The 23,627-nt window shown below is 48.2% G+C and carries 21 protein-coding genes and 1 pseudogene; 6 read left to right on the forward strand and 16 right to left on the reverse strand.

Annotated elements, in window-relative coordinates; all coding sequences use genetic code 11:
* Positions 1-23 precede the first annotated feature (23 nt).
* Together AC6I8J_RS21455 and AC6I8J_RS21460 are read right to left on the reverse strand one after the other, a co-directional pair.
* Entirely contained in the window at positions 24-1,193 is a 1,170-nt protein-coding gene (locus AC6I8J_RS21455) for a sensor histidine kinase (RefSeq protein ID WP_161736312.1), read from the reverse strand.
* Positions 1,190-1,885, reverse strand: a complete 696-nt coding sequence (locus AC6I8J_RS21460) for a response regulator (RefSeq protein ID WP_497825862.1) — start codon at positions 1,883-1,885, stop codon at positions 1,190-1,192. The genes AC6I8J_RS21455 and AC6I8J_RS21460 overlap by 4 nt, the downstream gene beginning before the upstream one ends.
* A gap of 129 nt (positions 1,886-2,014) precedes the next feature.
* Here AC6I8J_RS21460 and AC6I8J_RS21465 point away from each other — a divergent pair, with 129 nt between their 5' ends.
* A complete protein-coding gene (locus tag AC6I8J_RS21465; protein ID WP_440829917.1) occupies positions 2,015-2,800 on the forward strand; it encodes a MipA/OmpV family protein in 786 nt (261 codons plus the stop codon).
* A gap of 461 nt (positions 2,801-3,261) precedes the next feature.
* A pseudogene (locus AC6I8J_RS21470) lies at positions 3,262-4,211 on the forward strand (Rpn family recombination-promoting nuclease/putative transposase).
* 104 nt (positions 4,212-4,315) lie between these two features.
* Here AC6I8J_RS21470 and AC6I8J_RS21475 read toward each other — a convergent pair.
* The 3 genes from AC6I8J_RS21475 to AC6I8J_RS21485 form a co-directional block, all read right to left on the reverse strand.
* Positions 4,316-5,203 carry an ROK family protein gene (locus AC6I8J_RS21475; protein WP_253418603.1) on the reverse strand — a complete coding sequence of 296 codons (888 nt, stop codon included), beginning with the start codon at positions 5,201-5,203 and terminating at the stop codon, positions 4,316-4,318.
* A gap of 239 nt (positions 5,204-5,442) precedes the next feature.
* Entirely contained in the window at positions 5,443-6,726 is a 1,284-nt protein-coding gene (gene fabF, locus AC6I8J_RS21480; protein WP_497825863.1) for a beta-ketoacyl-ACP synthase II, read from the reverse strand.
* A gap of 237 nt (positions 6,727-6,963) precedes the next feature.
* Positions 6,964-7,578 carry a TetR/AcrR family transcriptional regulator gene (locus AC6I8J_RS21485; protein WP_161736317.1) on the reverse strand — a complete coding sequence of 205 codons (615 nt, stop codon included), beginning with the start codon at positions 7,576-7,578 and terminating at the stop codon, positions 6,964-6,966.
* Positions 7,579-7,896: 318 nt separating this feature from the next.
* Here AC6I8J_RS21485 and AC6I8J_RS21490 point away from each other — a divergent pair, with 318 nt between their 5' ends.
* Both AC6I8J_RS21490 and AC6I8J_RS21495 read left to right on the forward strand, forming a co-directional pair.
* Positions 7,897-8,730: a winged helix-turn-helix domain-containing protein gene (locus AC6I8J_RS21490; protein WP_497825864.1), complete on the forward strand. Its 834-nt coding sequence runs from the start codon at positions 7,897-7,899 to the stop codon at positions 8,728-8,730.
* Positions 8,727-9,224 carry a FidL-like protein gene (locus tag AC6I8J_RS21495; RefSeq protein WP_161736319.1) on the forward strand — a complete coding sequence of 166 codons (498 nt, stop codon included), beginning with the start codon at positions 8,727-8,729 and terminating at the stop codon, positions 9,222-9,224. Before AC6I8J_RS21490 ends, AC6I8J_RS21495 begins: the two co-directional genes overlap by 4 nt.
* Before the next feature lie 76 nt (positions 9,225-9,300).
* On the opposite strand, the gene AC6I8J_RS21500 is transcribed toward AC6I8J_RS21495, so the two are convergent.
* The 11 genes from AC6I8J_RS21500 to AC6I8J_RS21550 form a co-directional block, all read right to left on the reverse strand.
* Positions 9,301-9,732 carry a DcrB-related protein gene (locus tag AC6I8J_RS21500; protein ID WP_161736320.1) on the reverse strand — a complete coding sequence of 144 codons (432 nt, stop codon included), beginning with the start codon at positions 9,730-9,732 and terminating at the stop codon, positions 9,301-9,303.
* Positions 9,725-11,908 (reverse strand): peptidase domain-containing ABC transporter, encoded by a 2,184-nt coding sequence (locus AC6I8J_RS21505; RefSeq protein ID WP_161736321.1) that lies wholly within the window; start codon positions 11,906-11,908, stop codon positions 9,725-9,727. Before AC6I8J_RS21505 ends, AC6I8J_RS21500 begins: the two co-directional genes overlap by 8 nt.
* Before the next feature lie 17 nt (positions 11,909-11,925).
* Positions 11,926-13,185 carry an HlyD family secretion protein gene (locus AC6I8J_RS21510; RefSeq protein ID WP_161736322.1) on the reverse strand — a complete coding sequence of 420 codons (1,260 nt, stop codon included), beginning with the start codon at positions 13,183-13,185 and terminating at the stop codon, positions 11,926-11,928.
* 25 nt (positions 13,186-13,210) lie between these two features.
* Positions 13,211-14,533, reverse strand: a complete 1,323-nt coding sequence (locus AC6I8J_RS21515) for a TolC family outer membrane protein (RefSeq protein ID WP_161736323.1) — start codon at positions 14,531-14,533, stop codon at positions 13,211-13,213.
* Between the two features lie 39 nt (positions 14,534-14,572).
* Positions 14,573-15,235 (reverse strand): response regulator, encoded by a 663-nt coding sequence (locus tag AC6I8J_RS21520; protein WP_260059703.1) that lies wholly within the window; start codon positions 15,233-15,235, stop codon positions 14,573-14,575.
* A 56-nt stretch (positions 15,236-15,291) separates the two neighbouring features.
* Positions 15,292-16,353, reverse strand: a complete 1,062-nt coding sequence (locus AC6I8J_RS21525; protein WP_161736965.1) for a fimbrial protein — start codon at positions 16,351-16,353, stop codon at positions 15,292-15,294.
* A gap of 12 nt (positions 16,354-16,365) precedes the next feature.
* Entirely contained in the window at positions 16,366-18,951 is a 2,586-nt protein-coding gene (locus AC6I8J_RS21530; protein WP_497825865.1) for a fimbria/pilus outer membrane usher protein, read from the reverse strand.
* A gap of 26 nt (positions 18,952-18,977) precedes the next feature.
* Complete coding sequence (locus AC6I8J_RS21535) at positions 18,978-19,715, reverse strand: fimbrial biogenesis chaperone (RefSeq protein WP_161736963.1); 738 nt, start codon at positions 19,713-19,715, stop codon at positions 18,978-18,980.
* A gap of 61 nt (positions 19,716-19,776) precedes the next feature.
* The gene (locus tag AC6I8J_RS21540; protein ID WP_161736962.1) at positions 19,777-20,307 is read right to left on the reverse strand and encodes a fimbrial protein; all 531 of its coding nucleotides are present in this window, start codon (positions 20,305-20,307) and stop codon (positions 19,777-19,779) included.
* Between the two features lie 104 nt (positions 20,308-20,411).
* A complete protein-coding gene (locus AC6I8J_RS21545) occupies positions 20,412-20,633 on the reverse strand; it encodes a hypothetical protein (RefSeq protein WP_161736961.1) in 222 nt (73 codons plus the stop codon).
* A gap of 9 nt (positions 20,634-20,642) precedes the next feature.
* A complete protein-coding gene (locus AC6I8J_RS21550; protein ID WP_161736960.1) occupies positions 20,643-20,960 on the reverse strand; it encodes a hypothetical protein in 318 nt (105 codons plus the stop codon).
* A 1,047-nt stretch (positions 20,961-22,007) separates the two neighbouring features.
* Between AC6I8J_RS21550 and AC6I8J_RS21555 the strand changes: the two genes are divergently transcribed.
* Together AC6I8J_RS21555 and AC6I8J_RS21560 are read left to right on the forward strand one after the other, a co-directional pair.
* A complete protein-coding gene (locus AC6I8J_RS21555) occupies positions 22,008-22,598 on the forward strand; it encodes a helix-turn-helix domain-containing protein (RefSeq protein ID WP_161736946.1) in 591 nt (196 codons plus the stop codon).
* Between the two features lie 36 nt (positions 22,599-22,634).
* Positions 22,635-23,270 (forward strand): helix-turn-helix transcriptional regulator, encoded by a 636-nt coding sequence (locus AC6I8J_RS21560; RefSeq protein ID WP_161736945.1) that lies wholly within the window; start codon positions 22,635-22,637, stop codon positions 23,268-23,270.
* Positions 23,271-23,627: the final 357 nt, after the last annotated feature.

Below are 23,627 nucleotides of genomic sequence, written 5' to 3' on the forward strand. Positions count from 1 at the left end.
AGAAATGGTCAAGCCAGAACAATTTATCTCGCCGGCAGCGTTATCCCGATCAACAGACCGCCGTCGGCGGGTAGCGTGGCGTAAAGCGATCCGCCGTGCGCCTCGACGATCGCTTTGGCGATTGACAGTCCCAGACCGCTGCCGCCGGAGTGGCGGGCGCGTGAAGAGTCAGCACGGGTAAAGCGGTCAAACAATTGCGGCAGGAAGTCCGGCTCCACACCCTGACCATAATCGCGGAAGGTCATTATGATCGCCTTATCGTTCTGGCTGGCGGTGATCAGCAACGCGCCACCGTCGGCAGCATAGCGCAGCGCATTTTCACAAATGATGGTCACCACCTGGCCCAGCCGGAAGGTATCGGCATACAGCCGCAGATCGTTGGGTGATGTCACGCTGATGGCAATCCCCGCCTGTTCTGCCTGCGGCAGAAGCCAGCCGGAGCGCTCGCGTAGTAACTCGCTGAGATTAAACCACTCGCGGTTGAGAGTAAGCTGCCCGGCATCCGCCAGCGACAAGAGATGCAGTTCGTCTGTGAGGCGGCTGAGCTGTGTCAGTTGCTTCATGATCATTGCCAGCTGCTGCGGCTCGGCAGGGAAGACGCCATCCAGAATGCCCTGCAGGCGGCCGATCGCCGCCGTCAGTGGCGAGCGAAGTTCGTGTGCCATCGCCACATGCGAGGTGCGTAGCTCTCGCTCGTAACGCGCCAGCTGCTGCGTCATCTGGTTAAAATCTTCGGTAAATCGCACCAGTTCCTGCGGGGCTTCTTTCACTACCGCCGCCGTCCGGCCAAATTCGCCTTTCGACACCGCACGCGCCGCCGTCGCCAGTTGGCTGAACTGCGCCGATAGCGGACGGGCGAAACGCAGCGCCATCATCACCATAAACGGGATGGTGACCACCACCAGGATCAGCACGATCAGCCAGTCAGATGATGCCAGCGAAGGATCGGAAAAGTTGATCCCCCACCACTGATCGACAATCTGATGAAAGCGCGCCGGATCGCTGGCGGGATGATGGCGTAGCTGTGTGAACTCATCAAGCAGCGCGGGCGGCATCCGGTAGTAGACCCAGAACGCCTGCACCGCAAAGCGCAGCCACATACAGGCGGCGATCAGGATCACGCTGCCGATGGCCAGAAACAGCACCCGGATGCAGATCCAGCGCCACAGTGAGGTATGCGTATTGTTCTTCATGGCTGTCTGAACCGGTAACCGACGCTGCGAACCGCCGGTAAGACGTCTGAGATGCCTGCAGCCTCCAGTTTACGGCGCAGGTTATAGACGTGGGTATCGACTACACGCTCCAGTGCATCGCTTTCCGGCAGACAATGCTCCAGCAGAAACAGGCGGGTAAAAGGCCGCGTCGGCGCACGCATCAGGGTGACCAGCAGGGAAAATTCGGTGGGCGTCAGATCGAGGCGGCGCGGTGCATCACTGTCACACTCTACCACGGCGGTGAGTGCCAGCGGATCAACCACCAAACCCGCCCAACGTAGCGATTCTGCGGCGGGCGCATGACTCTGGCTGCGGCGCAGCACGGCCTGAACGCGCGCCACCACTTCGCCCGGATGATAGGGTTTGACCACGTAGTCATCTGCGCCATAGCGCAGGGCACCGATGCGGTCCGGCGCGTCACCCATCGCCGTCACCATGATTACCGGGGTATCGTCACGCCGCCGCAGCGCGGCCAGCACTTCGGTGCCGTTCATGCCGGGCAGCATAATATCCAGCAGGATCAGATCGGGCGGCCAGCGTCCTGCAGTTTCCAGCCCGCCGGGTCCGTCACCGGCAATCATGACCTCATAATTTTCACGTTTCAGGTAGGCCTCGAGTACACCCGCCGCATCAGCATCATCTTCAATAATCAGTACACGTTTTGACTGCATTTTCGGATCACCTTGACTGTTTCTTCATAAATCCCTGGTCGTTAATTGACACTCGCCCCGCATACTCCGGCTATTGACGCGGCTCTGAACCCCTCAGCTCCGCACCTGATGTGATAATGAGGAAACGTGATGATAACCGGAAAAATAACGCTGCACATGGTCTGTTTTTCGCTAGGATTCTGTGCCGCGACTGCCATGGCTGATGAGACTACGCCGCCCCCAAGCGCCACGCTGGGCATCGCAGGTATCAATGCACCACGCTATAGCGGCGCCGATAAGCAGCACTGGCAGCTGATGCCGGTGATCCAGGCGCGCGATGGCGCCTTCTTTTTAGACTCACAGAAAGGCATTGGCTACGATCTGCAGGCGGATAACGGCCTTTATCTGGAACATACGCTGGGCTACGGGCTGGGTCGCTCTGACCGTAATTCATCGTGGCGCGACGGTGATGACCGGCTCAGGGGCATGGGGAATATCGACGCAACAATGAACACCGCGCTGGCGCTGGGATGGTCGGTAACGCCGTGGTTGGTGCTGGAGGGCAAAGCGACGCTGCCATTAAGTGATAGTCAGGGCGCGCAATACCGGACGTCTGTGACCCTGATCCCCTGGCAGACCCAGGAGGATACGGTGGCACTGCAGGTGGCAGGTCTGGCTGGCGATGCGCGTTATATGAATACCTGGTATGGCGTGAGCAGTAGGCAGAGTGCACGTAGCGGGTTTGAACGCTACGACGCCGCGGGGGGATTTTATGGCACCGACACCAGCCTGACCTGGAGTCATCAGTTCACGCCTGCCTGGGCCGCCAGCGTGATCGGTGACTACAGCTGGCTGGATAAGCATGCTTCAGATAGCCCCATTGTTGCACGGCACAACGGCGCATCGGCCACCCTGGCATTGAGCTACACCTTCTGAATGGCACCATGAAGAAAAGTGAGATGCGCAGCCACCGTCTTTTGCTTGCGGCACTGATTTTATTGTATGTAGTGGTCTATACCCTGACAGGCGTGGCGCTTAGCCTGTTGGATGCGCCGGGACGGGGATAGGGAGCGGGCGGTATAAACAGCGTGATCGGGCTGGTTATGCCGTGACTTAAATAGAAAATTAACTTTTCGTAAAGCTGTTCAGACATTAATGGTCAGCGTAAGAAGTTTCGGGTACATCCGGATTTTTTAATTATCGCTATATAAATTGATCAAGGTGATTAATTTAGATTGCCTCGTAATTCATCTTGCTAATAAATTTTTTAAAAGAGCATGGGTGTGGTTGATCTATATAACTTGAGCAAGATTTAAATATTATAAATTAAAATCTGATCCATTAAGATAGCCTCTTCGCTGTGGAAGCAGCGCATGGAATTTACAGGGGCTGAACTGATGAAAAATAAAAATAGTGCTACACCTCATGATGCTACTTTTCGACAGTTTCTTACGCATCCGGATGTTGCCAGAGATTTTATGCAGATCCACCTTCCGGAGAAATGCTTAAAATCTGCGATCTCACCACACTGAAGCTTGAGTCCGGATCATTTGTTGAAGACGATTTGCGTCAATACTTCGGTGACGTTTTATATAGCCTCAGAACCTCAACCGGTGACGGATATATTCATGTTCTGATTGAACACCCATCCACCCCTGACAGGCATATGGCATTCCGCCTGATACGTTATGCGGTAGCTGCTATGCAGCGCCACCTTGAAGCTGGCCATAAAAAGCTGCCTTTAGTCATACCTGTATTGTTCTATACCGGTAAGCGCACTCCCTATCCGTGGTCGACCCGCTGGTTCGACGAATTTGATGATCCGGTAGTGGCGGAAAGTCTTTATAGAGGCGCCTTCCCGCTGGTGGACATTACGGTCATCCCGGATGACGAGATCATGACTCATCGCAGTATGGCCGCCCTGACGCTTTTACAGAAACATATTCATCAACGCGACATTGCAAGCCTGACTGACCATCTGGTCACGCTATTCATGGCCGATTATCTTTCTTCACCCCAGGTGATGACGCTGATACACTATTTACTGCAGGCTGGTGAGTCAGCTGACTACGAAGCTTTCGTTCGCGAACTGGCACAGCGGGTGCCACAACACGGAGGCGCACTGATGACCATCGCACAGCAGCTTGAACAAAAAGGGATCGAAAAAGGGCGCGCAGAAGGTATCGAGCTTGGTGTGCGGCGTGGTATTGAGAAAGGTCGTACTGAAGGACAGCGTGAAGCTACCCTGAAAATTGCGCGCACTATGCTACAAAACGGCCTTGATCGTAAAACTGTCTTAGAAATGACTGGCCTGACGTCAGACGATCTGGCGCAAATACGACACTAATATAAACAAGAGTAAACCCGGTCATGACCGGGTTATCGTTTTAAATACCGCACCAGATAAATCATCATAATTATCAGAAAGGAGTAACCTGCATAAGCCCTGAACTACAAGCCATTTTCTTCTGGCTGGCGCTGCAGGAAATTCCAGGTTGCGCCCAGCATGCCGGAGTCGTTGCCGTAGGTCGCGGCATTTATGCGGATATCAGGATCATATTTTGCCAGCTGCTCTGCCAGTTCCTCGAGGAAAGGTTCGCGCTCAGTAATTCCCCCGCCGATAAATACCATCTGCGGGTCGAATACGCTGAACAGGTTATATAAGCAGGCTGCAAGATCCTGGTAGAATTTATTCACCACCTGCTGCGCGGCTTCTTCTTTGCGATCGTATGCGTCAAAGACATCTTTACCCGTGACGTCGTCGGAAGATTTTTCGATGAGCTGGCTGTAATTCTCCCGAAGAGCCGTCATGGTACAGCTCTGGCTCATGGTGTGGCGTTCAATATTACTGCTGGTGGGGCGCGAAGTCAGCAGGCAACCAAACTCGCCAGCCCGGTTGCGTCCACCCCGAATCAGGGCGCCATTGCAAAAGGCCGCTCCGCCTAACCCGGTGCCTATTGTCAGCATCAGGAAATCGTTGAGCTTTTTTGCTTTCCCCAGCCACTTTTCCGCCAGCAGCGCACAGTGTGCATCGTTTTCGACGGTAGCAGGCAGAGACGTTTTTTCTGTCAGCCACTGGCTCAGATGAAACTCGTCAAAGTCACGTATGGTGCCGCCCATGGCAATATAACCGGCGTCTGTATCAATATACCCAGGTGTGCTGACGGCAATACCCGCACAACCGGGATTTTTCTCCAGCCAGGCCAGGATCTCATCAAGTATTTTATCGCGTGCGTTATGGGAAATATCAGCACTATCGCTGGTCAGAATATTTCCCTGATCGTCAATCACACCCATTTTTAAAGAGGTACCACCAATATCGAAGGCTGCAATTTTCATCAACGTTCTCTGAAGTTGTTTTCATCCGATTAATTGTAGTGCTGAAAGAAAAGGGCTGACGGCCAGGCAACGGCAATTTTGTCAGGAAAGGTACAGATTTATAAAGTGAGTGGTGTACAGAGGGTGTTTTGATAAACACAGGACACTGGGAATAGCTGTGTACGCTTTTTCAGAACGTCTGATGTATTACCCGCGCTGAGAGGGTGTCTGGCAGCGCGGGCTTAATTGTCACTCTGCAGTCATTGCCACGTACGCAGCAGGAGACTGGCGTTGACGCCACCAAAACCAAATCCGTTCGACATGGCATAAGTTAGCGCGGTGGGACGTGCATTGAGTGCCACCAGGTCCAGATTGCCTGCGGCTTCATCAGGATGATGGAGGTTCAGCGTCGGCGGAATAATCTGCTGGCGCAGCGCCATCAGGGTGAATATCGCCTCAATGCCGCCTGCCGCACCCAGCAGATGGCCGGTGGCGGATTTGGTTGAGGCGATCGCGACCGGTGAATCATCGCCAAACACTGCGCGAATAGCCGCCAGCTCGCCGTGATCGCCAACCTGCGTTGAGGTTGCATGCGCGTTGATATGCTGGACATCCTCCGGGCTGATGCCCGCCTGGCGCAGGGCGGTTCTCATCGCCCTCGCAGCCCCGCTGCCATCCTCCGGACCCGCGGTTAAGTGGTATGCATCGGCGCTGGTGCCATAGCCGACAATCTCCGCCAGCGGTGTCGCGCCGCGTGCTTCGGCATGGGCCAGTGACTCAATCACCAGCAGGCCTGCACCTTCGGCCATCACAAAGCCGTTTCTGTCACGATCAAACGGACGTGAGGCATGGTGCGGCTGATCTTCATAGCCCACAGATAGCGCACGTGCAGCCGCGAAACAGCCCAGCGTGACGCGATCCAGCGCCGCTTCTGAGCCGCCGCAAATAGCAATGTCCGCTTCACCGCTTCTGATCAGCCTGGCTGCATCACCAATCGCCTGGACCCCCGCCGCACAGGCAGTAACGGGCGCACCCAGCGGACCGGTGAAACGGTGTTTGATCGAGACATGACCGGCGGCCATGTTGGCCAGAAACGAAGGCGCTGTAAAAGGTGAGAGCCTGCGCGGACCGCGCGCGTCGGTAGTGCGCACCGCGTCGGCAATCGCACCAAAGCCGCCGACGCCTGAAGCAATAATCGTCGCGGTACGTTCACGCGCCGCCTCATCTTCAGGATGCCAGCCCGCCTGATTCAGCGCTTCTTCTGCTGCCAGCAGCGCGAATTCGATAAAGCGCGACATCTTTTTACGCTCTTTCGGCGCAATGAACGCCTCCGGGTCGTAACCTGCCAGCGGATCTTCATTGATGCCCGGCACGCTGCCACCTACTGAAATACCGGTGCCAGCAGTAAGCGTATCGGGCAGGGTACGTATACCTGATTCCCCTGCCGTTAATCGCCGCCAGACGGTTTCAACGCCACAACCCAGTGGCGAGACGATGCCCGCGCCGGTAATGACAATGCGTTGTGATGAGGCTAAGTGACTCATTGGATTACTCCCGTAGAAAGTCCGGACAGTGATTGAAATGCTGCCGCAGACGATGGATATACGCCTGAAGCGCGAAGAGTGAGACGCTGCGTAGGGTGGTGCGATAGATGAACGCAGGGATGTAATACAGCAGACAGAGATAAGCTTATCAGCATCAGAATCCTGAGCGATAACCAGACAGAGTACTATCGTTGATCTTGTGACTAAATAAGTCAATAGTCACAGCGTGCGCAATGCTCAGGGCGCAAGGCTACGTAAGACCAGCGCTGCCAGTTGGGCAGAGGCTTCTTCAGCGTCATCAAGGCTGTATTGCAGCAGTACCGGACTGGCATAGGGTTTGATCACCCGATAGATTGCCTCCGCCGCTTCGTCTGCCGGGGTTTTACGTTCAAACTCACCGGATTCACGACCCCGTCGCAGGATCTGCTGGATCAGGTTCGTTAGTCGCACTTCGTGTGCCATTGCTGACGGCCATCGGTCACGTGACGCGACGGCAGCAATGTCATACAGTTTACGTTCGTGAAAAAAGAGTTCAGTGCCGGTGACAGAAAGCGTGCGGAACAGTCGCCGCAGTTGTTCCGAGGCTCCAGGCGCATCGGCGATCGCGGCTTCGACGTGCTGCATAATCATCGCCAGCCGGGTAGAGCAGATCACTTCACCAATCGCCTGTTTTGATTCAAAAAATTTGTAGATATACGCTTTTGAAAAGCCGATAGCACGGGCGAGATCGGAGACGGTGGTTTTTTCGTAACCATAATGCGCGAAGTGCTGCATGGCAGCATCGACAATCTGATCACGCACATTGTGCCCGAGCGGGCCTCGTGTGCCATTTTCTGTTACGGATTGAGTCATTGTCAGAACCTGGCAGATTAAAGGTGGGTTAAAAAATTCAGTGACCACTGTTAGGGATGGTCACATTTTAGGCCGTGATGCGATTAAAATCTATGGTCCACAACAAATTAAGAGGGTTGACCGCACTTAACCCGCACAGGTTCCAGGCTGGCGAGGTTGAGGCTAATATTGTTTTAACTGATTAGTATTAATGTGAGTCTGAAGCCTGCATTCTTCCGGGGAGTTTGCCTTTAAGGCCGGTTATCAGGTCTCTTTAGTGCTTCTTTAAATAAGCTGAATTATACTGTCGGAAATGAGCGCAAATTCAGTGATTTCTTAATGATTTACATTATCGATGATCAGATTAGTTACAATTCAGATGACTGTACGCTAAGCCATCTTCCCACTCAGGAAACGCTGAGCCTGAGTATTTCATCGGGTCGGCTGTTTGAACAGTTACTGAATTCTGAAGGTGAGATACTGTCGCGCGATACCCTGTTGACCGAAGTATGGGATAAATATGGTCTGCGCGGATCAAACAGCAATCTGAATCAGTATCTGAGCATTCTGCGCAGAGCGCTTGCAGCGTATGGCTGTGAAAACCTGATCATCACCATTCCGAAAATTGGCATCCGGCTTAATACTGAAATCAAAATAGAACGCGAATCCTCTCCGGCTTTTGTTGAGACGCAGGTTCAGGCTGATGAAATGTCAGCGGAGCAGGTGGTATCTGTCGCAGATAGTCAGCCCATGCTACCCAATCCTGTTATCGCAGAGCATGTTGTTGAAAAATCGGCTCTGAATCTCGGACAGGTCCTGTTCGCCCTAATCATGCTGGTGCTGCTTGGAAGTGCTTTATGGTACTTCACTGTACATCAGCCTGCTGAAAAGAGTGCTTCTATGAGCAACATCAAACTGGAAGGCGGTTGCGAAGCGGTTATTATTCCGGGATTAGATGTGTTCGAACAAAAGTCACTGGATAAACAAATTCTTGAAATGCTTAAAGAGAATAATCAATCCTGTGTACCAGGTCGGCGCATCTATTTCGATAAAAACACGGCATTCACAACTAAAGATTATGGCCGGACCATTCTTTCCACATGTAACCTGAACAGCAGTGGTCATATCGTTTCCTGCGAAAACTTCTACTATCTTGACTGGAGAATGTTTTGAAACGAAAAGCCACTCTTACGCTGACGTTAACGCTGGCTATGCTGTTGCTGGGGATCTTTGCAGGCATTAACTATTTTAAACTCCGGACAAACGAGCTGCCTTTCCGCTGCTCAGCATTTAGCCGCTACGATCTTAGTCGCAACGATAATAAAAAAATTGAGTTTGCTGTTTCTCAGGATTTACGTTTTATTAATTCAGATTCGGGATATTTATTACTGAATGGGCAGGTAACTTTTGGTGATGAGGTAACAACGGTTAATCGACGTATTGCGCTCAGTGCCGGTAATAAAATTGATAGTGACACTTACCGCTACAAAATAAGAGAAATTATTACTTCGACTAATGATACAACGCCGGATGCCGTGTTTAATCTGCTGCTGGCTGAGATCACTCTCGATCCTGGTTATCTTCAGCTTGATATCATCAGGGTCGATAAAAAGGCTTATCTGGTTGGCGGGCCGCTCTCCTATCTCTTCACCTGTCAGCGTTACTGAACGCATCGACTGAAAGCTGAAACGCAATCCGGAAGAGCACATGCTCTTCCGGATTATTTTATCTGTACACTGCAGATTACCAGGTACGGAAGCTTTTCAGGGTATCTGAGAAAAGCTGCATATCGGTAGAGGTTATGGGGCTCGCTTTCGACAGAGAGAAAATCAATATATCTTCCATATTAAGCGTGAATAAAGCTTGTTTCTGATAAAGACGAAGATTATCTGGTCGCAGGAAGTCATAACTGATCATGATTCCCGTAGTCAGGTTATCCCCCAAAACCACTGGCTGATGGGCTTCCTGTTGCCAGTCTTTCATCTGTTTTTGCAGGATAGCGAGCTGGCTAAGGATATACTCTTCCGGGTTGTTATGATCGCCTAACTTATCACGGGAAATAGTGATTGGTGGCAGAACAGATCGTGTATCAGCCAGCGTATTCAGTGTTCGCTCGCAGTAGCCTTCCGGCAAGGTAATTGTGCCTTCAGTGAAGCGGCAAATAGTCTTATCCATGGGTAATCTCCGTTTCATTATGGGTTTTTGTCTGCCCAAATAACTGCTCTGCCGTGACTTCGCTGAGCGTACCGTTATTTAACAGGACGATTTTATCGGCACTTCGGATAGTTTCCGGACGGTGTGCAATGATGATTCTGGTGATCTTCATCTGTTTAATTGCATTGTTGATCTGCGCCTCGTTATAAATATCCAGATGACTGGTGGCCTCATCCAGTACCAGGATTTTAGGTTCACGATAGAGTGCGCGCGCCAGCAGGATACGTTGTAACTGGCCACCCGATAAAAACGAGCCCATATCACCTACCAGGCTTTGATAATTCATCGGCATTTTCATAATATCGCCATGAATCTGAGCCAGACGGGCCACGCGGGTAATTTTTGCGTGATCGGGCTCGTTATCAAAGAAGCTGATGTTCTCGCTGATTGAACCTGAAAAGAGAATGTCATCCTGCATTACGCAGCCAATACGATTACGGTGATGTTCAAGTCCGGTCTGAGTGATGTCCATGCCACCCACGGTGATGGTGCCTTCTTCCGGCTGTAGCAGGCCAAGAATAATTTTGGCCATCGTAGTTTTGCCCTGGCCGGATGGCCCCACGATGGCAAGGCTCTCACCCGCTTTAATCTCCAGATTCGCACCATCGACAACCCAGGGTTCAGTCGGCGCATAGCGAAAACGAATATTGATAAGCCTGATATCCTGAGGTACGTCTGTCTCCTTGTCGGTTTCTTTACTAACCAGACCTCGATTGCCCTCAGAACTGGCTTCTGTTTCAGACAGAACAATATCGGCCAGGCGTTCACCATGCATTCTCAGCATACGAAAATCGATGATGGCATTGATCAAACCTGAACCACGACTCATGAATTGATCGGAAAAGCTGATAAAGGCGGTCAGCATACCGGCAGAGAAGTTGCCATCCAGGACCTGCAGCGCAGCAAGCCAGACCAGAACTACACGGCCCACTGAGGTTAGCAGTCCCTGAGCCGAACCGAACAGGATATTGAGCTTCTGTATCACGATGCCTTTATTGGTGGTATCCACCAGAAAGTTCATGTATGCCGAGAGGCGGGGCACCTGTTTATTATTGGTTTTAACTGCCTGGATCCCGCGCAGCGTTTCAAGCAGAGACGACTGGGTACGGGCCGAGCTGATGATTTGTTCTTCATTGGCGCGGCGAACCGGATCGTAAGCCATGAAACGTAGCAGTGCATAGGCGAGAAAAAGTCCAATGACCAGCCACGCCAGTTGCGCGTTATAGATGAAAAGCATCACTACCGTGACGATTGACATGACACCGTCCAGTACGGTGCTGATGAAACGGGAAGTCAGCGTACTCTGGATGGTATTAAGCGAACCATAACGAGAGAGAATGTCTCCGACGTGGCGTGATTCGAACCATTCCAGCGGCAGTTTTAACATATGGTGACAGACGTTTACGGTCCACTGCACACTGAGCTGGCTTGAGAACCAGCTCATTACCCATGAGCGCAACGCTGTAACGATAGTCTGAAACAGCGCGATCATGATAAAGCCTACACCGAGCAGCGACAGCAAAGAATAGTCAGCAGAAACCAGCACCATATCCATCACCCACTGCATAAAGAAGGGGCCGAGGACGCCGAATAGCTCCAGTGCGATTGAGAGAATGAGCACCTGAGCAAAGGCAGACTTTACCCCCGTCACGCTGCCCACCAGCTTCATCATGGAGATGCTTTCTTTCTCTTCTTTTACTTCAAAGGTGGAAGAGGGAACCAACTCCAGCGCGACGCCGGTGAAGGCGGTCGATGCTTCTTTAAATGTCAGTTCGCGGATCCCGCGCGCGGGATCGTGAATGGTGATCTTATTGCCGCGTACTTTCTTCAACACTACAAAGTGGTTCAGTTCCCAGTGCAGAATGCAGGGCATGCGCAGTTTAGACAGCTCTTCCATTTCTACTCGCAGTGCGCGGGAAGTCATATTGAGCTGTTGTGCCATAGCGATGACATCTGCCAGAGTGGCACCTTTGAGTGATGTGGCGAACTGGCGACGTAACGTGATCATGTCGATCTGATGACCGTGATAATTAGCCACCATGCCAAGACAAGCCAGCCCACACTCGGCTGCCTGTGACTGACGAATTATCGGTAAGCGGTTAAACCATTTAAAATTGAGTTTCTCTAATAACAACACAGAACAGACCTTCTAAATCAGAGAGAAATTTTGTGTCCCAGCGCGAAAATCGGCTCCAGTACCCATTCATAGAGACGACGTTTGTCGACAATAAAGTCGGCATCCAGCGCCATACCTGGCTTCAGTTTTTCATTCTGCGAATAAGCAGAAATAGTTTGTTTATCCAGAGAGACCAGAACCCGGTACTGCTGTTCCTGAACATTATTTTTACCGGTTAAGGTGGAGACTTCCTGAGGAGAGAGGGCGGTTCGCGAAACCTCGATCACCTTGCCATATTGCTGGCCAAATTTTTGGTAAGGGAAGGCTTTATAGCGCAGCACAACACGCTGACCTGGCTGGATAAAGCCAATGGATTGCGTATTGACCATGATGCGGGCAACAAGATTAGTATTGTGAGGCAGAATCGCGATTGCCGATTGACCGGCGTTTAGCATCTGACCATTTTTGACCATGATCATGCCGACATAACCACTCTTCGGCGCACGAAGCTCAATTGATCGGCGCGCTTCATTCTCTGCCATTGACTGACGGTTATCTGCCAGTTGCCGTTCGATGTCGTTGCGTTTTTTCTCATCATCCAGCGGCTTTTCATGTAGTTGCTGCTCCGCCTGAACAATTTTTTGCGACGTGTCCAGCAGCTGACGCTGGTACTCCTGGTAACGTGCCTGACTGTCGAGCAGATTGGATTCCTGCTCTTCCAGCTGACGATTTGAGGCGTACCCTTCCAGGTGCATAGCGTTGAGTTTATCCAGTTGCAGTTTCGCTAACGCCACCTGCTTGCGACGGTGTGTCAGCTGAAGTCTCAGCTGTTCCTGCTGGAGTTTCAGACTGGCGATGGTGTCGGATAACCCTTTCATTTCGACGTCATGTAATTTGGCAAGCGTCTGAAGATCCTGCTGAAGTCGTTCCCGCTGAGCCACCAGATTTTCGGCGATAACCTGACGCGTCTGTCCCATCTGTGTGGAGACTTCGGATGACAACACCATAAGAACATCATCTTTGTTGACCAGTTGTCCCTCTTTAACCGGAATATCCACTACGGTTGCGCTTACAGGCGGAGGAACGACTAACATGCCATTCTCAGGCAGCAGTTCTCCGGTAGAAGATTCATATTTCGTATAGCTGCCGAAAATGAAAAACAGGGCTGTAACGGCAGTAATAAAAATCACCACAGAAATAACAAGCCAGCGATAGGGCGGACAATAAAGTGCCACTATACCCAGGTTACCCCGGTTAGCGGCATCAAGCGCCTCCTGACGGAAAAGTGATTGTTCCATTTATAGATTCATCATAATTAAGGGATTAACGGCACTGAAAAAAATTCAGCATGTCGAGTGATAACGATCCGGTGCTTTGCGCCAGATTGATCAGGGCATTGAGATAACTTAATCGTGCTTCAGCCTGATCTTTGAGTGCGGTGTAATATTTTTGCTGAGCATCCAGTTCATCGTTAACGGTGCGAAAGCCCATTTCACGGCCATACTGGACCGACACCACTTTTTCACGTGCTGAGTCGACGGCATTCTTTTGAGCACTGATTAAGGCTTTGCCATTGGTCAGGCTAAGCCAGGCAGAACGGGTATCGGTTGCCGCTTTGCGTTGTGCTTCCATCGTGGAATACTTTGCTGCCTGACGACGATAAGCTGCTTCAAAAGATTGTGAAACCTGACTGCCGCCGGCAAACAACGGAACAGAAACGTTTACGCCATATTGCAGGTTATTACTCTTTGAGTTCGTCCCGAAGATTGCGTCATACAGAATATTGTCGTCGTCGTCATTACGACTCCAGTTCTTGCCGTATCGCGCATAGAGCGAGACCACGGGCATGTGTGCGCCGTCAGCCGCAAGAACATCTGCATCTGCCTGATCATTCTGAAAAAGCGCAATTTTAATATCAGTATTACGCTGCTGGCTGGCATTAATTGCATCGGTCAGAGAAGAATAGGGCGATGCTTTCAGGCACTGAAAATTCACCGGTTCTACAGTATCCGGACTGATACCTGATAAACGGCGAAATGCCTCGCCTGCCAGCAATAGCTGATTGCCAGCTTCTATTTCCTTAGCCTGTGCCAGAGCGTAGTTAGCTTTTGCCTCGTCCAGTTCAGTGCGGGTATTCTGTCCATTGATTAAGCCGGTCTGAAGTTTTTGCTCTTGTTGCTTAAAGTTATGACTGGCGGCTTTTGCGGCCTGCAAAACTTCCTGCTGATAAAGCACCGTAAAATAAGCATTGCTGATAGCGCTAAGTAACTTCTCTTCAGCCTGTTTTGCCTGTGCTTCAGCCGTGTTGGCAATAGCAACACCTTTACGCCATCCGGCATACTTGCTCATATCAAACAGCGGTTGTCTGACGCTGAGATCGTAGCTGTGGTTGGTTACCCCACTCTGATATTTCTTATCAGGTTGTTCCTGACGATCCCAGTTTCCCTCCAGGGTTAATGTTGGCAGCATTCCGGCCATGCCTTGCCAGTATTTTTGTTTATCTGCTGCACTGGTCATCTGACTGGATTGTAGTGCAGAGTCATAGCTCAATGCAGCCTGAGCAGCTTGCTGCAGGTTAGTTGCGAATGTACAAAATGGAGCACAGGTGAGTGCCAGTACTGCTATATTCAGATTATGAAAGTTCATGATTTTCGCTGTATATAAAATTTTTTTGTGCTAGGGGAGTTAAATGAGTTCCTGTGCAAAAACATACTTAATCAAATCTGTATTTGATTGCAGCTGAAGCTTACGCATAGCATTGTATTTCTGTGTTGCAACGGTGCTTATGCTACGTTTACGCGCTTTTGCTATTTCCATCAGGCTATATCCAATGGCGAACAATCGAATAACCTCTACTTCTGAAGGCGATAAAAGTGTTTGTGTCGGATCTGCGGGTGCAGAGAGCATTAAATTCTTCATCTGTTCTGAGTAGTATATTCCGGAATTGGATGAGCAAACCCAATTGAATGCCTTGACCAAATCACGAATGTCATCTCGTTTGTGCACAATGGCATTGACCGGGATTTGTAATATACTTTTCAAAATAGCCTGACTGTTTTGTGCAGTAAAAATGATAATTTTTAAATCCGGATTTTGCTTATGTATCTGTTCTATTTTCCTCACGCCATTGACATCATTACGCTCAAAATTAAAGCAAAAGTCCGTTATTAATATATCTGGCATATCCTCTCTGATAACAGACAGTAAATGATAAGCTTCAACCGGATAAGCAACAATATCAAGTTCTAAAAACTCCTTTACGAGTATGTTTTGAATGGAGTAAAGAATAAATGGGCTTTCATCTGATACACCAAGTCTGAGCTTGTTTTTTTCTCTGGGTTTATTCACAGATAATCCTTTTCTGTAGATAAAACATGAAGAAGGGCTCCGCAGAGCCCTGCTGATTACTGGTAACTAAGCGTATACGTTGCTACTGCATTGGCCGTGCCAGGATTTATTTTCGCAGCCGTCTGATAATAACGTGCATAGAGTGGCACCGTGATTAATGCAGATGAGAGCGGATAAGTCGCAATGTTAAATGGAGTAGCAAGTGCAATCGGCTGCTGATTTTCATTAAGGATTTGTACACCGACACCACTCGCTGTTGAGGTCGAATTAAGTGCTACCACACCCAAATCGGATAATCCGCCAGACGCGTCACCATCCAACTGCATCATCACATCAAACGAACCCGAAAGAAGTGCTTCACAGTTAAGCTGAATATTAAACGCGGTTGTAGCGCTAGTCTGGCCGATTCCTGATCCTAAACCGCTACTGGGGTTTGTCGTGTAACTACCTAATGGTACAGGCAGATTGGTATCACCGGCGACTGAGCAAGTCTGATCTTTAACTGTGATACCTGTTTTAATATTGGTAAACTGGAATGTCTCATCTCTTCCAGATACTAACGAACCGACATCAAAGGGGTTTACATAGTTTTTGAGTGACTTTGATGGTGTCATAGAATTAGATGTCTTAACGATCTGATAAGGCACGTCCAGAGAAACATCCGTATAGGCGCCCACGGTCCCACCGCTGGTTAAAGCATAAGTACTGATCATTATCCCGGTTGGAATGTTTGCCACCTCGGTACCCATGTCACCGCCATAGCCGGTATATAATGTCAATCCATAGCCCAGTGCATCCGCGTCAATCGCTTTGCGCTTAAAATAGACTTCACCGGATAATCCATCTACGAACTGCTGCAAATTGTCCAGCGCACATTTGAAGTTAGCCGTTGCCGTGCCGCTGTAAACGATCGTACCCACCGGTACAGCTGCTGAAATATTAATGCCTAATGACATAACGTCGACCACCGAAAGGGATTTGGTCATTTTACACGTCAGTGTGACATCCGTTGATGTGCCCGCTGCATTAACATTAAAAGTAGCCATCAGCATCAAACTTAACATTAATGAAACTGAGCCAATGAGGCGAATTATTTTCTTTCCTGAAATTAAAAACATGATGTTACCTCATTAACCCTGTGTATCTTTATTGTCAGTATTAGCAGCGTACCGTACCGGCTGCATTTTATCGTTACTGCAGGTTGTCGTCAGTCTCGCCAGTGTCTGATTCTCACTGGACTGAACGGCACCGGATTCAAGGTTAACCAGGCAATTGTCATTTGCCGTTTTTCCCCATGAAACATGCAGACGGCTGACATCTTTATTCAGCCTGACGTAAATCTGACCACCCTGTGAAACAGTAGTTACCAGATTGCCATTTTCATCATTAACTGATGCACCAAAAGGTAAGGCATTGCCATTAGGCTGATTTGCCCTTATTAAAAGTGGTTTTCCCTTAGTGGTTTTGTAGTCCAGTCTGACTACAGCACCTTCAACAGGAATAACTCGCTGTTGAGTTGACTCCAGCTCAACATCAAGCGGAATACCTTTCGGATCAATCGCCAGTTCATTTATCCTGTACGGGTTAAGATTAGGTACTATTGCTCTGCCGCTTCCGTTTAACACTATATTTGGATAACCAAGCACCCGAGCACCTTCCGCATCAGCGGCACTGACTACAGCATACGTAGTTGACTGATAGGCACTAAAGTTAATGCTATCAGGCAAGGCAACCACAGTTCCGCTGGCACCTGCTGAGGCTGAATAATAGTCCTCTCCCTTGGTATATGACGCTGTCAGCATGCTGTAAGGTGAACGATATTGACCACCGATCGAACCTGATTTTTTATTATCGATATCGCGTGCAGCACCTACGTTATAGCTATATTGATCATTCTCCCCTAGTACGCCATTAACTGCAGTTTGCGCAGTTACACCATCTTTATTATGTGTGGCGCTTCCGGTTACATAATTTTTACTTTCACTACCAAGTGGTATAGAGAAGTCGAGTGAGAGTTGCGTGTCATGCCCACCGGTTGAATATAATAATCGGTTTGCTGATAATGTATAGGACACGCGACCAATTCTATTATTATAGCCTAACTGAAATTGGGTGTTTGTACCGGTACTGTTCCAGTAATTTTGAACGAAACCAGTAAGATAGATATTCCCATATGACTCTCCAAAATTTTGGCTGGCAGTCAGTGAAAAGCGTTGTTTAGGCCGGGAGAGATATTGTGCTCCGTTAGTTTTATTCTTTTTATAATAGTTATTAATTTGCAGTGCATTGTCATAGCTGTAATAGCCTGATGACGAAAATCTATACGCTGCGAGGGTAAAGTTGGTGTCAGTCTGAGAAACTTTTTTACTGTAGGTTGCACGATAGCTCACACCCTGTTTTTTCTCATCGCCATATTTTGTCTGAGCACCGGTGATATCAAGAGAGATAGCACCGATCGGTAGCCCAAATGCACCGCCTAACAGCGCTGAGATATAGTTATCTGATCCCAGAATACCGGTATAACCGGTCAGGCTATTGGTAAAGCCATGCTGAAGGGTGCCCTGATAAACAGAAGGCGTATAAGCCATGTTGTCTTTACGCGACACACCTCCCGTTACAGAGTAGAACGTCATACCCGGGCGCTTCAGTCTTGTCATAGCTGCATAAGGTACTGAAAAACGCGTTTCGCTGCCGTCAGCTTCTTTGACAGTGACATCTAAGTCGCCACCGTAGCCGGTAGGGTAGAGGTCGGAGATGTTAAAGGGGCCTGGCGAAACGGTTGTCTCATAAATTTTACTGCCGTTTTGCGATACAGTTACCTGAGCATTAGTACGCGCAACGCCACGAATTTCTGGTGCGTAACCACGTTGTGAATCAGGCCACATTTGATCGACAGTCGATATCTGTGCACCGCGGAATGAGAGGGTATCAAAGAGCTCGCCACTCGTATTACCTTCACCTAACAGTAAGCGTGATTTCAGTTGCGGGATATCACGCTGAACATAGGTGTTGATGGCATTATAATGATGAGACTCCTTACCTTGCTGGCGTCGCCAGCTTAATGAGCCATCATGACGAAACATCCAACCGCCAAGGTTAAAACCTGCCAGCGCTCTGCCATAAAAAGAGTCATATTCACGTCCGTCGTTAACAGAGCGGTAATAGTTGGTATCATAGTTAAGTGTTAACGCCGTTTCACCCTTATCCCAGAATTCTGGAGCGACATAGCCACGTGCTGAGCGCAGCAGATAAATCTGTGGAATTGAGATGTCCATCTGCATATCAGCGGAGTTGATTGCGGCATGACTCTCCTTAACCACATCTTCCAGTGCTATACATTGCTTACCTGAACGTAACTCTTCAGCTTGCTCAGAGCTGAATACCGTATCTTTAATGGAAAGGCTTTTTACCAGATCATAGGAAAGACAGGCCTTAGTACCTGCTCCCTCACGTACAACCTGAACATTCTCCCGACTAATCTGACGGCCATTTAAAAAGATATCCAGCGTGTAGACGCCGGGATCAATGGGGTTACCTGTTGCGTAGCGGGAAACATCTACTTTTACGCCAGCTAAATTTTTTACAAATGATTCATCGAAATCATAAGCAGTTTCAGCAAACGCTGACTGAGTTGCTGCGGTCAGAAACAGCGCCAAAAAAGAGCGATAACAAATTTTGCCAGTTGATTTATTAAAAAATACCGTCCTTGCCATCATAATTTCCCCTGGATAATTACCAAAAGCTACTCGTTTATTTTGCTTTCAACCTTACGTGCTGCACCAAAGTCGTCCAGATACTGATAATTAAATGTTGTTTTTATTTGACTTGTGCTCATGCCTTTCAGCGGGAATTCTTTTGTTTCGCCTGGTGCCAGCATTTCCCCTTTTTCACTGGCTAATTTATGACCTGAGTTATCTTCTGCATTAATCTGTGAGACGTTAACGTAGAAAGGTGAGTTGTTAGTTGCGGAAAGAAAATTAGGCTTTTGACCGTGGCGCCATACCAGCCCTGACGCAGCTTTATTGGCCTGCGCTGTATCAAACTGAACTGGACGATAAAAAATCTTGATGCGACTCCGGATCGCCATTTGCAACTGATTCTGGTTAGCCAGGCTTTTATCTCGAGGAGGTATATCAAGGACATTAAGCCAGAAGATAGATTCTTTATCGGTTGGCAAATTGGCGCCCGTAAAAACAATACGTAACGTTTGCCCTTTATTCGCTTCCATACGGAAAACCGGAGGTAATAAAACGAAAGGAACATTTATCTTATCTACTGCTTCGTCAGGGTTGCCGTTATCAACCCATGCCTGAACAAGTGCGGGACGATCGCCGCGGTTATCCAGACGAACGGTAACCTCTTTTTCGGAGGCAGGGTAGATTACCCGGGTACCAATAATGGTCACACTGGCAAAGGCAGACGAAGTCATTGCGCAAGTGAGCAAGCAGGAGATTAAAAATTTAAAACTTTTTTTTTTCATGATATTAACTGAAGTGATGAAAGGGGAAGAGTGGTGAGGGCACTGCCCTCACCATAATCAATTACAGGTAATTGATTGAATAGTTTACTGTTGATGCAACGGTACCCGCTTCTGCAGCAGCAGTTGCATAGTACTGAGCTGAGTAAGACAGGGTGCCAGCCCCTGCTGTCAGAGCGACAGTTGCAGGAGAGGTAGACTGTTCAGTGCTGCCTGCATTGATGGCTTTGTTGGCGCTGTCCAGCAGTTGCAGATCAACACCGGTAGCGGTACCCGTGTTAGTCAGGCGACCGTTGGCGTTCACACCAGCGCCCTGCTCAAAGTAAGCGTAGACATCGCCCGTTGTTGCAGAGCAGTCGCTCAGCGCCAGAGTAAAGCGAGTGTTGCCCGCAACGGCACCTGCCGCATTTAATACACCGGCTGCTACTTTCGGCAGGGTAACTGTGGCAGTACTGCTTCCGCCGTTAACACTTACGGTACAGGTCTGAGATGCAATGGTACCGGTGAAGTTAAGGGTGCCATCTGAAGCTTCTGCTGCATTAACCTGCGCCGCTGTCAGCAGCAGACCCATAGCAACCATATATACCTTTTTCATATACTTTCCTTTGTATAAAATAGTGAACAACATTTAATTATGAGCGATTGAGTTTTATGACAAGCGCCCATTCCTTTCCGGAAGTCTATCGCCTTCCTGGTAAATCAGAACATCAGCAGGCCGAAAACTACGGCCGCAGCAACACCGACAATACCCATGCCAAAAGCAGTACCGCTAACCGGGTTAGCTTCTGGTATTGATTCCGGACGTACCCACTCAGTTTTTTCTTTGGAGCTTCCGCCAATCTGTTTGAAGAAATCTAAAATTACGGAAGTTAATGAGCCGCCACTGACGCCTTCAATTTCATTAGTTTTCAATTCACGCATGATTTTTCCTTATGCAGTAATTACTGGCGTGCCCAGGTCAAACTGGTTTTCCACGATGTTATTGAACCAGCCTGCAGTTGTTTCCCAGCCATTCATTGCACCATAAAGTGCGCCATCAACCAGACCTACAACGGCACCGATAACCAGGCCGCCAGCTCCTGAAACTAAGCCAACGCCCAATAAGCCGCCCGCACTACCGCCACTCATGGCCCATTTGAGACCGAAAGCAGTAATACCTGCAGCTGCACCTACAACGACTGAACCGATGAAATCAAAAAAACCTGCGCCTGAAACGGTCTGCATTTCAACAGATGTTAACTCTCTCATTTATATCTCCACGATTAATCAATTATTCAGTTATTCAGTTATTCAGTAATGAATTTTTTAAAATTCCGCTTCAAGCGAACGGCGTTATTAGATTCGGAGGCCATAAAAAATAAAATAGTAAAGTATCCATAATTGATTTTTGGTGCGGTTTTCACTGGCTATATAAAGTTTGAATTCATTACATTTTTTTTACATTCATTATAATTTGGACGGGTGGGGTGAGGTTGTTCATATTATGGATAAGTTATTTCTCTTCATATTTGTTGAGGTGTCTTGCGTTGAGGCGGCACTATCAATTTCAGGCGGTGAGAATGGTACACATTCTGCGATGTAAAGGCTTTGAGAATAATCTATAGGGGTTTCTTAAAACAGCCTGATTCTGAGTAAGTGAGATTCATATGAAGCGTAAGGTAAAATCCTGGCGCTTAGAGCCTTATCCATTAATGGAGTATAATGCTTAAAAAATATAAAAAAATAGAATTTAAATCTATATATTAATAATTTGTCGATTTAAATGTCTGTTATGGGAATGCTATGGTTTAATTTATGCCATCAGGTGCTGTGTTGGTTTTTTTTATTTTTACGGAGGAATTAACAATGATTCTATTATGAGTAACCATGTGAAGATTATTACAGGTTTTTAAAATGCCACTGCGTACTTGTTTTTTTAATACGGTGTTTTTATAACATTAATTTCCATATGGTTATGATTGATTCCTTTTTTAAGAAAAAAGTTATAACCCTATCAGTAAGTCTCTACTTGTTAGTTTGAATTACTGATTAAATGACTTTAAAGCGGTGAAATATCTGGTTGTTATGCCATTCGCTGGCTTAATGCTCTTCCTTTTTGCATGTTTGTGGTGTTGAATTTTATCGCAATGGTTTTACTATAGTGAAACCAATAACGACCTCTTCTATGGCTTATATCCGGGGGAAGGCCAGAGATCAGAAATACACCAGGCGAAAAAAAGAGACTATAACAAACGGATTTTTACTAATTTTTCTACTAATCACTAACTTCGTGTTAGTTAGATTGAGTTAATTATTATGTATAGAGTGACTGAGAATCATGAGCGGATCATCGATGCGCTGGCCGGGTACACCCAGGTTGCTAATCCAGATGAGATTTCACGCGGTAAGCGTCGTTATCATCTCACTAAAGATAATGTACGCCGTGTAATGTTCATTCTTGATGGTGACTTCTTACTGAAATTAAAGAGTGAAAATAAGGTCTTAAATATTCTGTCTGCTCCCTTTGTTGTCGGTGTCACACCGGCACTCGATGAACCTCCTGTCTATCTGGAAAGAATCGATTATGGGAAGGTCAGTTTCATTGATTACGATGTGTTCTGGCGACTGGTATTTGAGAAAGACCTCTTTAACGATGCCATGTCCATTCTTTCGGGCCAGTACTCAGACCTGATGAACTACATTCAGCTACCCAAGAATAACTCATATGATGAAGTGATTTCTTTAATTGGTCGCTGGGAAAAATTGCCACCGCATCTTAAGAAGCGCTTTTCGGCACTTTACCTGATTGAAAACAGTTCTCATCTTTCAAAAAGCTCCATTTGCAGGGTTTTGAAAGAATTAAAAGAGAAAGGTGAACTGACCCTGGTTAATGGCAAGTTTACCTGATTTTTTTATTTAACTTTTGGGATGCTTAAGGGAAAAATGCATTTTAAAGTCGTTTGTACAAATGAGAACTACTTCTTTCGGCTGGGCATCTCCAAAATTATTGAGGAGGCACTGTTATCAGATACGTCAGTAGAATTCTTACCCGCCTATGACGCGAAAAATTTATGTCAGGCGGACTTTATACTGATTAGTGTTGCACAGTGGCGCCTTTATATGTGTCAGCCTGCCTACCGGGATCGGAAGCCCGGTAGCATTTTAATGGTCTTTGTTGACGATATTGAAGACATCACTCCTGAGCATTTGCCTCTCTGCTATCGTTCTTTGATTATCATTTCGCGCAGGGATTCTGTTCGCGATATTGCTGATAAAATCATCCGGTTCTGGCTGGGAAATCAGGGGAGCGCCAGAGGATTTGTACCCACGGATTGCTCACATTGCGATTTCGCGCGTATTACAGTAGTCCAGCTGCAGGTGCTAAGTTTTCTTAAGAAAGGGTATAGCGTAGGGCAGACAGCTAAACGGCTGAATCTCTCCGCTAAAACAATTTATGCACATAAATACAATGTCATGAAGAAGTTTTCGCTAAGTGGTGATATGGCCTTTAACGCCTTCATCAATGATCTGACGCTGCTTGAGCTTTATAAGGGGGTTATTGAGTCTGCAAAATTTTAACTCCTTATGCATCTCATATGTCCATGATCCTGCAAATTACAGCGTTAATTCTGATGTCCGGGTTTTCTGTGATGCATAACGGCATTCACAGGCTGTCTTCTGGTCGTTAAGGGTTGAGAGGTTTATGTGAAAAAAGAACCGCGAAAAAATCAATCCCTGGTCATCCCTTTTAAAAGGGTAACGGCACTCATGTCAGGGAAGGTTATCTGTATTTACAGTAACGATGTGGTTGCTGCACCCGTACTTCATCTTCCCGATGCGTTTCAGTCAGGCGTGGGAAGCCGTTATCCTTCTTAGTCAGCGCTGACACTCAAAGAAACGCACATAAGTACACAGAAATCTTCCGGACAAACGCGT

The organism is Pantoea sp. X-Soil-ISGK-355 (assembly GCF_059730805.1).